The organism is Bifidobacterium saguinibicoloris, assembly GCF_019331725.1.
Classification (GTDB): domain Bacteria; phylum Actinomycetota; class Actinomycetes; order Actinomycetales; family Bifidobacteriaceae; genus Bifidobacterium; species Bifidobacterium saguinibicoloris.
On sequence record NZ_JAHBBF010000007.1, the window covers coordinates 75556 to 89703 of the forward strand.

3 protein-coding genes are annotated in these 14148 nt (G+C 65.7%); all 3 read right to left on the reverse strand.

Translation table 11 applies throughout. From position 1 onward, the window contains the following. Positions 1–1065: 1065 nt before the first annotated feature. The 3 genes from KIH78_RS06120 to KIH78_RS06130 all read right to left on the reverse strand — a co-directional run bounded on the left by KIH78_RS06120 (position 1066) and on the right by KIH78_RS06130 (position 12879). Positions 1066–2097 (reverse strand): aldo/keto reductase, encoded by a 1032-nt coding sequence (locus KIH78_RS06120; RefSeq protein WP_236034470.1) that lies wholly within the window; start codon positions 2095–2097, stop codon positions 1066–1068. An 854-nt stretch (positions 2098–2951) separates the two neighbouring features. After that, the gene (locus KIH78_RS06125; RefSeq protein WP_219131670.1) at positions 2952–6893 is read right to left on the reverse strand and encodes a galactan 1,3-beta-galactosidase; all 3942 of its coding nucleotides are present in this window, start codon (positions 6891–6893) and stop codon (positions 2952–2954) included. A gap of 1342 nt (positions 6894–8235) precedes the next feature. Then, positions 8236–12879, reverse strand: coding sequence for a discoidin domain-containing protein (locus KIH78_RS06130; protein WP_219131671.1), 4644 nt, complete (start codon positions 12877–12879; stop codon positions 8236–8238). Between the last annotated feature and the right edge of the window lie 1269 nt (positions 12880–14148).

Below are 14148 nucleotides of genomic sequence, written 5' to 3' on the forward strand. Positions count from 1 at the left end.
GCCAGCCGTCCGTTGCCGGATGGTCGTTCAGGCTGCTCTCCGTCGGATGCGCCCCATTCCGGTCTCCCGTCACGAAGCCGACCTCCAAGGCGATCCTCGTCGGACGCGTCGCCTCACGGCGGCCCAACCGGCGGATGGCATCACGTCAGCCACCGGCTGGAGACCGCGTTCCGGCCCCGTCGCCCCGGTGGTCGAACCGGCTGCACCGTCACTGCGCAACCGGTTGTCATCCAGCGTGACAGCCTCCCCGACATGGACGCCCCACGTCGGGCGTCGAAATGTCCACTTATGGTAGCGTTAACATCCCAACACCAGACATTTTAGCTGGGAACCGTCTGCAACACACCTTGACAAAATGCGAAAGAATCTGCGAAAACGGCGTTGTTACAGGGTACACCGCGAAACCAGAAACCGCCGGACTCCATCATCCGGACATTGCGCGAGCACTGAACGAACAGCGCCCACATGGTGATATCGCAATCATCCATGACATGTCACCGTCCGATATGCGGACGCCGAGAACAGCCGACCCACGTCACACACCCCTCCTCCCCAGCGAAACAACCCGTCACGGCCCAGACGAAGTGCATCACGGAACAGCCTCCCAGCGAAACGGTCCGTCACAACCCAGCCACCCCACGTCGCAGAAGACCCCCTCAGCGAAACAAGTCGGCAGAAAGCCACCGCGTCGCCTCACCAACCAATGTCCCAGCGAAGCGAATCGACACACCCCAACCGAACTGCCTCGCAAACCACCTCCCAGCGACGCAATCCGTCACGGCCCGGCCAACCCGCGTCGCGGAACAGCCACCCAGCAACGCAAGCCGGCGCACCTCCATCGGACCGCTTCGCGGAACACCTTCCCAGCGAAACGAATCGACACACCCCAACCGAACTGCCTCGCAAACCACCTCCCAGCGACGCAATCCGTCACGGCCCGGCCAACCCGCGTCGCGGAACAGCCACCCAGCAACGCAAGCCGTCACCAGCCAACCAAACCGCATCGCGGAACCCGACATCCCGATTCCCCACACCGCAGACGCCGTCGCAGACCATCGACAACCCCTACGGCAGCAGGGAGACCTCCTCCGGTGTAAGCCGCAGATCGACTGCGGCGAAGGAATCACGGATCTCCCTCGGATTGCGCGCGCTGGGGATGGTGAACAACCGACCGTACCGGCTCAACTCCCACGCGAGCACCGCACGCTGATAGGAGACGCCGCGAGCGGCGGCCACCCGCTTGAACGGCTCGTAGGCTCGCATGTCGAACGGGTCGAGGAACCCGCCGAGCGGCGACCAACAGACGAAATCGAGGCCGAGCGCCGCGCAATGCGCCATCGTGCCCTCCGGATCGGGGTGCGACGGCGAGAACTGGTTCTGCACGGCGACCAATCCGTCGCCGAGGATGCCGCGCGCCATGTCGATCTGCGCGTCGTTCACACGGGAGACGCCCGCATATCGGATCACACCCTCGTCGAGGAGGGTCTTCAATGCCCCCACCGTATCCTCGTACGGCACGTTCGGGTCGGGACCGTGCGCGTACAGCAGGTCGAGCGCGTCCACGCCGAGACGCAGGGCGGACTCCTTCGCGTCGCGGATCATCGTCTCGGGACGGGCATCGGCCATCCAGCCGTATCGGCTGCCTACGGCCTGCAGATGCTGGCGACGGGGAATGGCTGCGGGCACACCGGCGCCAGCGTCCGCACCGACGCCAGCATCCGAACCGGTATCGGAGGAACCGCCGCCGACGGCCAAACCGTCAGCGGCCGCGATGCCGGGGGCTTCCGCACCGGCATGTCCCGCACCGGCTTCCGATGTCTCCTCCCCCACCTCGATGGTGCGGCGATAGCCGGTCTTCGTGGCGACGAGCACCTCGTCGCGCGGGCCGTCCCAGCTGGCGAGCGCGTCGCGCACCAGCAGTTCGCCGTATCCGAAATCGGCGGGGACGCCGGTGCCGTCCATACCGGGAGCGGTGGGCAGATAATACGACCACGCGGTATCGAGGTAGCGGACGCCGGCGTCGAGCGCCGCGTGGATCGTGCCGATGGCGGTGTCGCGATCCGGCCGGCCTTCGATGGCGAGCGCCATCGCGCCCATGCCGAGGCGAGGCACGCGCGGCTTGCCCGCGAACGGTACGACGTTGGGATGCTGATTGCTGCTGGGTGCCTGTGCTTCCATGCCTCCAGTATCCACTGTGCCCGGAATGAAAGATCGGACCTTACACACGCTCCGGGACGCGCAGCCTTGGGCCGGAACGCAGGACCGGGTCTTCCACGCACTCCGGGCTCACAAACAGTGCCACCGAAACACGAGAACGGGCCTCTACATCATTCCGGACCGATCGTCCATGGGCCGGAACGCGGAAACAGGCCTCGAACACACTCCGGGGCCACTCCGGGCTCACGAACCGTGCCACCGGAACGCGAAATCGCACCTCCACATCATTCCGGACCAACCACCCATGGGCCGGAACAAGAGAACGGGCCTCACACACACTCCGGGGCCACCCCGAACCACGAACCATGCCACCGGAACGCGAAATCGCACCTCCACATCATTCCGGACCAACCACCCATGGGCCGGAACGCGAAAACAGGCCCCACACGCACTCCAGGGCCACTCCGGGCTCACGAACCACGCCACCGGAACGTGAAAACGGACCTCCACATCATTCCGGACCAACCACCCATGGGCCGGAACGTGAAAACAGGCCTCACACGCACTCCAGGGCCACGCACAACGGCAGACCCACACAACAGCAGCCTCACACAACAGCAGCCCCACCCCGCACAAACGGCGAGGGCCGCCGCCTCCGAACGAAACGAACGAATCGAATCGGAGACGACGGCCCTTCAACCGTGCCGGATGCGGAAAGGAGATGTCGCACCCGACGTTTCACTGCGGCGGCGGTCCGCCGTCGGACGCGGTGGTCACGCAATCATGCGAAACCGTCACGCCCTGCGCTTACGGGCGATGGCCACCGCGCCGGCCGCGACCGCGAGCAGCGCGACCATACCGGCGACGCCGGCGACGGACGCGCCGGTCCTGGACAACGCGCCCGGAGCACCCGAACCAGCGCCCACGCCGGCGCCCGGCTTCTTGCCGGACGGCTTGGTTTCGGGCTTAGACTCCGGCTTGCCGCCGTTGTCCGTACCCTCGCCCTTGCCGCCGTCGCCCGTCCCCTCACCAGAGCCGGAGCCCTTGGCCACGACGGTCACGTCGAACGTGGCGGACACGCCGCGGTAGGAGACGGTGACGGTCTTCGTGCCCGAAGCGGCGGAGTCGAAGCCGGTGAACGCGAGGTCCTTGTCGTCGGAGGCGATGAACTTGCGCGCGGTCTCCTTGTCGCCGATCTTGTACACGGCGGTCACCTTGACGCCGGTCGGGTCGAACGCGTCGCCCTCCTGATAGGTGGTCTTGGTGACGTCCACGTCGAGCGCGGCAAGCTTCGGCAGTTCGCCGAACGTCACCGTGTACGTCTTGGCGGTGCCGTCTTCGGCGGTGACGGTCACGGTGGCCTTGCCGCCGTTGTCCGCGGTGGCCTGTTCGACCGTGACCTTCGCCTTGTCCGCGTCGGCGGCCTTGGCTTCGACCTTCGGGTAGGCGACGGCGTCGCCGGCGAGCAGCGCGGAGCCGTCATACTCGGTGGTGCCGGCGGTGAAGCCGGGCACGGTCGTGCCGTCGACGGTCAGGTCGGCGAGGTCGGCGTTGCTGGAGGGCGCGGGCGTGGCGTTTTCACGCTCGGCGATCTTCACTTCGGCGACCTTCGCGTAGTCGTTGCCGTCCGCGTAGGTGAGGTTGAGGCGCACGCCCTTGACGGCGGGCAGGTTGCTCAGGTCCACCTCGGTGGAGGCCCCGGCGGCGGTGTCCACGGTCACGGCCGGCACCTGGGCGTCGGTCGCGTCGACCCATGCGTCGTCGGCGGACGCGTCACCGGACGTGCCGTCGGACGTGGTGTCGGCGGGCAGGTAGGAGACGGTGAAGCTCTTCGGCGCGGCCTCGCCCTTGGCCTTGTCGACGGTGAACGTGAGCGTGCCGAGCTGGTAGGCCTTGCCGCCGAACGTGTAGCTGAGCCACGGCGTGGTGTCGCCGGTGCCCCAGTTGGACCAGTTGGTGGCGGGGTCATTGTCGCAGGTGAGGCTCGGCAGCGAGGCCGCGGCCCAGCTGCTGGCCGGCTCGTACTTGGAGGCCGCTGCGGTGGAGCAGTAGAGGCGCGCCAGGTCGCTTTCGACGGTCACGGTCACCGTGGTGGTGATGGTGGGGTCGGCGGCGAGTTTGACGGTGACGTCCTGCTTGCCGAGCTTGGCGGTGTCGAAGCCTTCGAGCGTGTATTCGCTCGGTTCGAGCACGCGGGTCCTGCCGTTGGCGAGCGTGGCGGTGACGGTCATGTCCTTGGTGTCGAGGCTCTGGCCCTTGGCGATGGTGCCGGCGGGGCCTTCGGCCTTGATGGATTTGACGGCGGCGGTCTGCGCGCCGAACGCGGTGCCGTTGAACGCGACGGTGAGCGGTCCGACGTTGCTGTTGGAGGTGGCGAACACGCCGGCGTCGAGTCCGGTGGCGTCGGCGCCGGTGAGGGTCACCGTGGCGACGTCGTTCCATGCGGCGTCGGCGGCCGCGTCACCGGCACGCCAGTAGCCCTTGATGGTGTCGGCTCCGGTGCGTTCCAGCTTGAGCTGGACCGGATGGGTGGCGTCGAAGCCGTTGTCGGTGCCGACGTGCGTGGTTTCGGTGTCGATGTAGCCGTCGCCGTTGGAGTCGTATTGCATGTAGATGCCGCTCGGACTGGCGAGGAGGGTCGCGTAGCCCTTGCCGCCGTTGGCGGAGCCGAGGCTGTTGCGCACGATGAGGCCGGCGCGCGGATCGCCGTTGCCGCCCAGGTCGAGCGGCTTGACGGTGGTGACGAGCGTGTCGCCGGTTTCGAGCGCGTCGGGCTGGTAGACGGTGCTGCCTTCGTTGCGGTCGGTCCACACGCCGCGATCGGCGTTGGCGGTGACGGTGAAGTCGTAGGCGCCGTTGGAGGCGGCGACCTTGCAGGCGCTGCCGCCCTTCCAGTGGGCTTCCTTCCACGCGCCGGAGACGGGGGTGGAGCAGGAGACGGTGATCTGGCGGCGGAACGTGCGTCCGGGGTTGAAGTTCGCGTCCTCGGCGAGGGTTCCGGTGAGGGTGTAGGTGCCGGGCACGTTGAACGCGTAGGTGTTCGCCTTGCCGTCGACGGCGGTGCCGCCTTCGACGTTCCACGTCACCTTGGTCTTGGCGGTCGTGGCGTCCGACGCCTTGCCTTCGGTCACGTCGACTTCGGCGGGCAGGGTGACGGTGCCGCTGGTGGAGACGCTTTCGGGCAGGTCGTCGTTCACCTTCCAGTAGACGACGCTCCCCTTGGTTCCGCCGTGGTTGTCCCAGTAGTCGAGGCCCCATCCGTTGGGCAGGTCCTCCTGCGCCGGGTTGTGCATTTCGATGGTCTCGTTCTCGCCGATGGTGAGCGGCAGCCAGACGTACGTGGAGTCGGCCTTGCCGTCGTCCCAGCGGTCGCCGAGGTAGATGAAGTGGCCTTTGGCCTGGTCGACGGCGAGCACGCTGGCGGTCTGCGATCCGAACGTGGTGCCGCGGGCGTCGTTCACCGAGAGGAGTCCATCGGCGCCTTCGGGCATGCTGTTGAACCATGTGGTCTCGTTGGCGTCGTTCTTTTCGACGCCGCGGATCCACGTGCCGAGCATGGAGCTGGCGGTGTAGTAGGTCTGCTTGTTGGGGCTCCAGCCGGTGGTGCCGGAGGCGATGACGTTGTAGCGTCCGTCATATTGGAAGACGGCCGACGCCTCGAGGCTGCCGTTCTGGCTGATGATCTGGAAGTCCTCGCCGCGCACGGGCGCGCCGGGCTTGCCGTCGGCCAGGATGTACGGGTATTGGCCGTCGGCGGAGTATTGCTTCTTGCCTTCGGACTGGTCCTCGGTGGTGGTCTTGACCACGTTGGTGTAGTCGTCGTTGAGTTTGGCGACGTACAGCGAGTGGTTGGCCTCGGTGGAGTACACCACGTAGGCGTTCTGGTCCTTGGGGTCGACGAAGACGGTCATGTCACGGCTGTCGCCGTTCTCGCCCCAGCTGGGGTTGCCGGCCGCCTCCTTCCAGTTGTTCTGGTTGGGCAGTCGGTAGGCGCCGATCATGGTGAACGGTCCGGCGGGATTGTCGGAGACGGCCACGCCGGCGAGGGCGCGCGCGTAGTTGGAGCCGCCGGGCGTGGTGCTGCCGTCGGAGTGCCACCAGAGCACGTACTGCTTGTTCTTCTTGTTGTAGATGATCTTCGGGCGTTCGAAGATCGCCTGGACGCTGTCCTTCACGCCGTCGCCGTCCTGGTCAGGGTTGGTGTTGAGGTAGGGGAAGATGGCGTCCGCCTTGGCGGTGTCGACGCTGCCGTCCGACTTGGTGAGATGGTACGCCTTGTCGAAGTAGGCGAAGTCCTTGTTGGTCTTGTCCGTCAGCTGAGCCTTGCTGGTGACGGCCTTGAGGGCGACGCCGAGGTCGGTCCAGTTGTAGAGGTCCTTGGACATGTAGGCGTGGACGCCGGGGCTGTTGTCGTAGCCGTTGGAGCGGTCTTCGCCGTACCAGTAGTAGGCGTCGCCCACCTTGACGACCTGTCCGCCGTGCGCCTGGATGTGGGTGCCGCCGTTGTCATCGGCGTTCTTGGCGTACCAGTAGGGCTGGAAGTAGGTGTTTGAGCCGGTGCCGGGATCGGCCGTGGGCTGGAAGCTGGTGTAGGTGGGCACCTGATCGATGGTGGGCAGATAGTCGACGCCCGCCGCGGTGGCACCCGTGGCGGCCAATCCGCAGGTCAGGAGCGTCGCCGCCGCGGCGATGGCCGCGAGCAACGCCCCTGCCCGATGTGGTTGTGGTTGTGTCATTGCTGTGTGATTCCTTCCTTGATGGGTGGAGGGACCTGCATCCGTTGCATGACGTCGCATCACTGCTTACAGGCGTCCGTCGCCGACATGCCCCTCCGTTCGGGCCGTCCTTCTCGGCCCGCATCATATTCGCGATGTTATCGCAAACATAATGTTGCCCTTCATTCTACCATCAAAACCCTCATCGGTAACCACGAAATATGCGTGTCAACGCAAACAGGGCCGCTGCCCCCAACCGCATCAGCCAACCGTACAGCCGGTCTGCGCATCGGCAATACACACCAAGCGGCGCACTCCAGCCACAGCCGATGCCACCGGAACACAGAATCGGGCCGTCCACAGACTCCGGACCACACGGTCGTGGACCGGAACGCGAAATCGGACCACCAACACGTTCCGGAGCCGCACACGGAACCGAACCGTGCCACCGGAACGCGAGAACAGGCCTTCCAGCCGTTCCGGACCACGCGGTCGTGGACCGGAACACGGGAACAGACCCCACACGCGCTCCGGGGCCACGAACCACGCCACCGGAACACGAAAACAGGCCTTCCCCACACTCCAGGGACACTCCGAACCACAGCCGATGCCACCGGAACACGGAATCGCACCTCCCCATCATTCCGGACCACACGGCCCTGGGCCGGAACACGAAAACAGGCCTTCCCCACACTCCAGGGACACGAACCATGCCACCGGAACGCGGAATCGGAGCACACCCACACTCCGGACCAATCGCCCATGGACCGGAACGAAAAATCGGACCACCAACACGTTCCGGAGCCGCACACGGAACCGAACCGTGCCACCGGAACGCGAGAACAGGCCTTCCAGCCGTTCCGGACCACGCGGTCGTGGACCTGAACACGGGAACGGGGCCCACACACACTCCGGGGCCACTCCAAACCACGAACCATGCCACCGGAACGCGAAAACGGACCTCCACGCCACTCCGGACCACACAGTCGTGGGCCGGAACGCGAAACAGGCCTCACACGCACTCCGGGCTCACGAACCACGCCACCGGAACACGGAATCAAGCCTCACAGATGTTCCGGACCAATCGACCTCGGGCCGGAACTCAGAACCGGACCTCTCACACACTCCGGACCAATCGCCCACGGGCCGGAACACGGAACCACACCTCACCCACACTCCGGGCCCTCACACAACAACAACCCCACCCCGCACAAACGGCGAGGGCCGCCGCCTCCGAACGAATCGGAGACGACGGCCCTTCAACCGTGCCGGATGCGGAAAGGAGATGTCGCACCCGACGATTCATTGCAGCGGTCCGACCGGACACCCCTCCGCCATGCGAGAGCATCGCGGACCGGGCGGCTCAGCTGCGACGCTTGCGCAGCATGAGCACGGTGGCGCCGGCGAGCGTCATGACCGCGGCCACGGCGGCGAACGCCGCCACGGCGGAACCGGTCTTGGACAGCACGCCACTGCCGGAGCCGGGCTTCTTGCCGCCGGCGGTCGGCTTGCCATCGCCGGAACCGTCGCCGGAACCGCCCTCGCCCTCACCGGGCTGCTGCTCGGGGCCGGGCGCGACGGACGCGGCCTTGACGGTCACGTCGAACGTGGCGGACACGCCGCGGTAGGAGACGGTGACGGTCTTCTTGCCGGCGGTGGTGGAGTCGAAGCCGGAGACGACGTAGCCGTCAGCGCCGCCGTCCGAGCCGTCCGTTCCATCCGTGGCCTGGGCGAGCTTCTCCTCGTGGACCGTCTTGTCGCCGATCTTGTAGACGGCGGTGACCGTGAGGCCCTTGAGGTCGAGCTTGTCGCCAATCTCGTACGTGGTCTTCGCAGGCCCGGTCACCTTGAGGGCGGCGAGCGCGGCGGCGTTGTACGTGACCGTGTAGGTCTTCGTGGCGGCGCCGTCGGCGGAGGTCACGTCGATGACGTCCTTGCCGCCGAGCTGTCCGGGTTCGGAGGTGCCGTCGGAGGCCTTGGCGTCGGCGGACGCGGCCTCGTGGGTCACCTTGACGGTGGCGGCGTTGTCCGAGGCGAAGGCCTGGAGCACCGGGTTGGTTTCGGCGTCGTACGGCAGGTCGACGGTGTAGTCGGTCTTGGCCGGGTCGAAGCCGTCGATGGTCTCGCCGTCGAGGCGCAGGTCGCCGAGCGTGGCGTCGGCGGCCGGCTTCGCGGTGAGGACGGTGTCGTCCTTGGCGAACACCTGGATCTCGGCCACGTTGATGTACACCTTGGTGTCCTGCAGCGTGTTGGTGAGGCGGATGGCCTTGGCCGTGACCGGGGTGTCGAGGACGAAGTCGACGGTCGGGGTGTCGGCGTCGGTGGAGCTGTCGTTGTCGGCGGCCTGCTTCTGCACGTACCAGCCGTCCTTGGTGCCGACCTTCTGCCACGCGCCGGTCTCGTCCTGGTATTCGAGCGTCTGGCTCTTCGGCCAGGAGGCGCGGTCGTCACGGTAGAAGAAGGTCTTCACTTCGGTGATGGTGCGGGCCTTGTCGAAGGTGAACGTGGCGACGGGGTCGATAGTGGAGGCGGTGGATGCCCACGTGCTCCAGCCCTTGTCCTTGGTGTTGCCGTCGATGGCCTTGGAGGAGGAGTCTTTCTCCTGGAAGTTCACGCTGAAGTTCGTGCCGCTTGCGGCCGCGATGTTCTTGACGCCGCCGACGACCGGGACCACGTAGGCCTCGAGTTCGGTGGCGACCATGTAGTCGTTGCCTTGCGTGTTGACGATGCGCACCTGGGTGGCCTTGAGGGAGCCGCCTTCGGGCGTGAACGTGACGGTCTGGCCGGCTTCGGGCTTGACTTCGGAGCCGAACTGCTTCCACGTGGTGCCGTCGGTGGTGTATTCCGCCTTGGCGGAGGCCGGGACGTGGTCGCCGTAGGTGATGGTGAGTCCGGTGACCTCACGCTCGGAACCGAAGTTCACGGTGGCGGTGGGTTGGACCGACCAGTCGTTCTTCGAGTTCCACGTGATCCACGCTTCGGCGGACGTGTCGCCGTCGGTGAGCTTCTTCCACTGGTCGCCCTTGTTGTATTCCGTCTGCTGGCCGGTGACGGTCAGGTTGGAGGCGGAGTCGGCCACGTTCTCCGGGTTGGCTCCGGTGACGTACAGGGTGGCCTTGGCGGGGAGTCCGGCGGCGGTGCCTTCGATGGCGATGGCGTCGCCCGCCTTGGCGTCCTTGAGTTTGGCTTCAAGGCCGGCGAAGTCCCACTTGACGCTGGCGGCGTCCACCTGGAAGGCGGGCGATGCCTTGACGTGCGCGTACACCTTGGCGGCGTTGATGGCCGTTTCGGCGGTGACGGCGTCGGATCCGACGAGCACGGTGGCGGACACGGGGTCGGTCACGGTGTAGGGGCCGACGTACACCTTCGCGGTGACGGGGTATTCGTTGCCGAACAGGTCCGTGGCGGTGCCGGTGGCCTCGTAGGTGCCTTCGACGGCGACGTCCACCTTGGAGGTGTCCCAGTCGGAGACGGAGGCCTTGCCTTCGCCCCACGCGTAGTAGAGGGTCACTTCGCCGGGCAGGGTGGGCGCGGCGCCGACGGCGGTCTGCACGTTGACGGCCTTGGCGCCGGTGGGCGTGCCGTCGCGCAGCGTCCACGTCTGGTTGGCGGACGGGGTTTCGCCGGTCGCCGAGGTGTACAGGCCCACCTTGGTCCCGGCCTTGGTGCTCGAGCCGTCGACGTCGAGGTTCTGCTTGGCGGCCGCGTTGAGCAGCTGGTAGGTGGAGCCGTCGGACGTGTTGAGGATCCACTTGGCGGCCGGGTCGCTCTTGGCGTCTTCGACCGATTCGTCGCTGAACGCGTTGGTGCCGTTCTTGGAGACGAGCACCTTTCCTTCGCCGTTGGTGATGACGTACGCCTTGAGGTCGGGGCGTTCGGTGCCGGTCTGGTCGATCTGGGTGAACGTCCAGGTCTGCTTCTTCGCGTCGGCGAGGGTTTCGGCGGTGTCCGCGATGGAGAGGGCGGAGTCGCCGGAGGCGGTGGCGGTCAGCGTCTTGCCGGACTGGGTGCCGACGAGCTGGTACGTCTTGCCGGACTGCACGCCGGCGTCCTTGGCGATGCCGCTGACGCCCTTGAGCTGGATGGAGGCGATGGAGCGGGCCGGGACCGTCACGGTGGCGGTCTTGGCGGCCTTGTCGATGACGACGGAGCCCGCGGCCTGCTTGACGTTGCTGGTCTTGGCGAAGACTTCCGGCGTGGCGGCGTCGACTCCGGCGCTCTTGTCGGCGTCGGAGGTTTCGGTGGTCAGGTACAGGTCGCCGGAGGCGTCGTCGGCGATTTCGCCGTACTTGGAGAGGTCGATGACGAACGTCTGGGCGGTCTTGCCGGAGTTGCGGTGCACGATGGTCTGCGTCTCGGCGCCGTCGGCGCCGGTGGCGGTGGCGGTCATCGTGTTGTATTCGTCGTTGTTGGCGACGATCTTGTCACCGGCGTGGATGAAGCGCGTGATGGCCTTGACTCCGTTGTACTTCGCGTTGGCGATGACGGTGCAGGGCTGGAGGCCGTCGGTCTTGCCGCCGTTGTTGTTGACGCGGCGCTCGGAGTAGAGCTTGCCGTCGGCGCCGGCCACGGTGCAGTCGAAGTCCATGAGCACGGTGCCCCAGTTGGTGTTCTCGCCGGCCGGGTTGACGTTGGATCCCTCCTGCATGTTGTAGAGGTCTTCGACGACCTGCCAGAAGGTGAAGTCCTTGGACTGCAGGCGGGTCACGTTGGCGCTGATGTAGCTCATCATGCCGAGCGCGTTGTCGAAGCCGTACGGGTTGTAGGAGCCGGACTGCCAGGAGCCGTCGACCTCGCTCATGGAGAGCTTCTTGCCGTCGGCCTGGGCGATGTCGCGGGCGCGCAGCTGATTGCCGGTGGAGTACGCGTGCACGTTGTACTGGCCGATGAGGTCCTTGACTTCCTGCGGATACTGGTTGTACGACTTGACGAAGTCGGAGGAGTTGGTGGCGTCGGTGGCGGAGATGATGGTGTCCGCATTGCCCTTGAGCGCCTCGGACAGGGCCTTGATGGTGGCCTGCTGCTCGGCGTTGTTGACGTGCATGCCCTCCTGCGGCTTCTTCAGCGCGTTGGAGTACGGCGTGACGGTCTTGTCCTTGTCGGAGTAGTACTTGTCCCAGTGGTTGTTGATGAGCTGGGCGTGGGGCTTGATGTCGGCGTTGCTCTCGTCGGTGTAGTCGGAGGCCTTCTTGCTCGGAGTGCCCCAGTAGCTGGTCTCGGATTCGTTGAACGGTTCGACGGTGTCGACGTTCGTGCCGAGGCTTTCGAGGTGCTCGACGTTCTTGGCCATGTACTGGGCGAACTTCTGCGGGTTGGCGAGGTTGTTGCTGCCGGAGTTGTAACCGCCGGTGGCGTAGCCGCTGTTGGTGAGGAACCACGGCGCGGAGTTGGCGAACGCCTCGACGTCGGTGATGTCCGGGTTGTCGCCGGTGGCGCCGCGGGTGATCCACCAGTCCTGGGCGGAGGACTTGCTGAAGTCGTACTGGCTGTCGTCGGTCGGGTCGAAGGCGGCGGCGAGCTTGTCCTTGTCGGCCTGCTTGGTGGTGACGCCGTTGCCGTAGACGTTCTTCGAGCCGTCGGCATCGTCCTTCCATGTGCCGGGCACGGCGGCGCCCTGACGCATGAACGGATAGCCGTAGGCCACGTCGGAGGCGTTGCCGCCGCCCACGTTGTAGCGGGCCATGTTGAGGTCGAGGCCGTCGGAACCGAAGATGGACTGGTAGAACTGCTCGCGCAGCTGCTTGCCGTATTCGAGGGCCTTGGCCTTGGAGGCGTCGTCGCCGAGGTTGGTGGTGATCGAGCCTTCCTCGCCCAGATTGCCGGTGGCGTTGGCGAACCAGGCGAGCGAGGTGCCCCAGCCGTCGAACGAGTTGGCATACCAGGGGTTCGGCGTGACGACGGTTGCGTTATCAGCGGCGTAGGCCGTGCTGGTCGCAGCGAGCGTTCCTCCCCCTAGCAGCGTTGCCGCCGCGACCATTGCGGCGAGCGATTTGCCCAGGACTTTCATGTGTCTCCTTAGTTGTTCTCCTGTCGCCTTTTCCTGCAACTCCGTCCCGATACATCGCGCGTTGACGTCGCTGTCCTCCAAGGCGATGCCGCCGGCTCCTTCATCCGGCGGACTGGAATGTTTACGCAAACATTCCGTTAGCGATTAAGGATACCATGAAACCGCTTACGGTGCCACCGGAGGCCCTCCGCCGACCGCATCACCCAAAACCACTCCGCCCGATGCGCTCCGCCGACCACACCGCCCAAAACCACTCCAACCGATACGCCCCGCCGACCACATCACCCAGAACCACTCCAACCGATACGCCCCGCCGACCGCATCACCCGGCGACGGCAACGTCGCCATGCAGCCGTCACCCATCGGCACAACCCCAACCAACGCAACCCCAACCGTCACAACCCCAACCGTCACAACCCCAACCAACGCAAGCATCTACAACATCACGCCACATCGGCAACAACACCACGGCCCCCGTGGCGCACAACGTCAAAACCACCTTCGACCCGTCAACCGTGCCCCGAGACATGCGTCGACCATCCGCTGAAACCAGACACTCCGACCCAACTACGCACCGGGAATCAGTGGCACGCAACGTCATAACGCCCAGCCGCACAGTTGCGCGCCAGCGCCCCGCGGTACGCAACACCAGAACCTCCCCCAACCCCGTCTGCATACCGGAAGCCAGTGGTACACAACACCGAAAACGGCCAAGCGCACGGCTGTATGACAGGAATCGGCGGTACGCAACGTCGAAATGGCCAATCACATGGTTACGTACCAGCGTCCCCGTGGTACTCAACGCCAATACCGCCCCCAATCCGCTTGCGACCCATTCGCAGACCCCTCGGAAAGCTTGAAATTCCAACGTTCCCGGAAAACCAGTGCGACACGCCCCTCGCAGAGCGATTGGTACACGACGGGAGAAGGGCCCGGAACCGCATCACATACCACGAATTCCTGGTACGCAACGGCTTCACCACTGCAATCATGATTGCATACCACTCCCCGGGCCGCGAAAGGTACGATGCACCGCCCCGCATCGGACACGTCGCCACCAGCCCTCCCCCTATCCGGCGGACGCCTCGACCGATCGCGACACCCGAAACCCTCCATCGCATCACAATCGGCGAAAACAATCACAAATAACCGAAATTGAACATGGCATGAGCGTTTCAGCACATAGAAGAGCACACTTTTCAGCGCGGCACACGTAGAATGGTGTGATTTACCTTACAAAACCTCGAAACCCCCTTGCAGCCCCTAGTC

Bases quoted from the DNA above. Each gene is read 5' to 3' on its own strand.
- KIH78_RS06120 (WP_236034470.1), bottom strand. From the start codon at position 2,097: ATGGGCGCGATGGCGCTCGCCATCGAAGGCCGGCCGGATCGCGACACC.
- KIH78_RS06125 (WP_219131670.1), bottom strand. From the start codon at position 6,893: ATGACACAACCACAACCACATCGGGCAGGGGCGTTGCTCGCGGCCATC.
- KIH78_RS06130 (WP_219131671.1), bottom strand. From the start codon at position 12,879: ATGAAAGTCCTGGGCAAATCGCTCGCCGCAATGGTCGCGGCGGCAACG.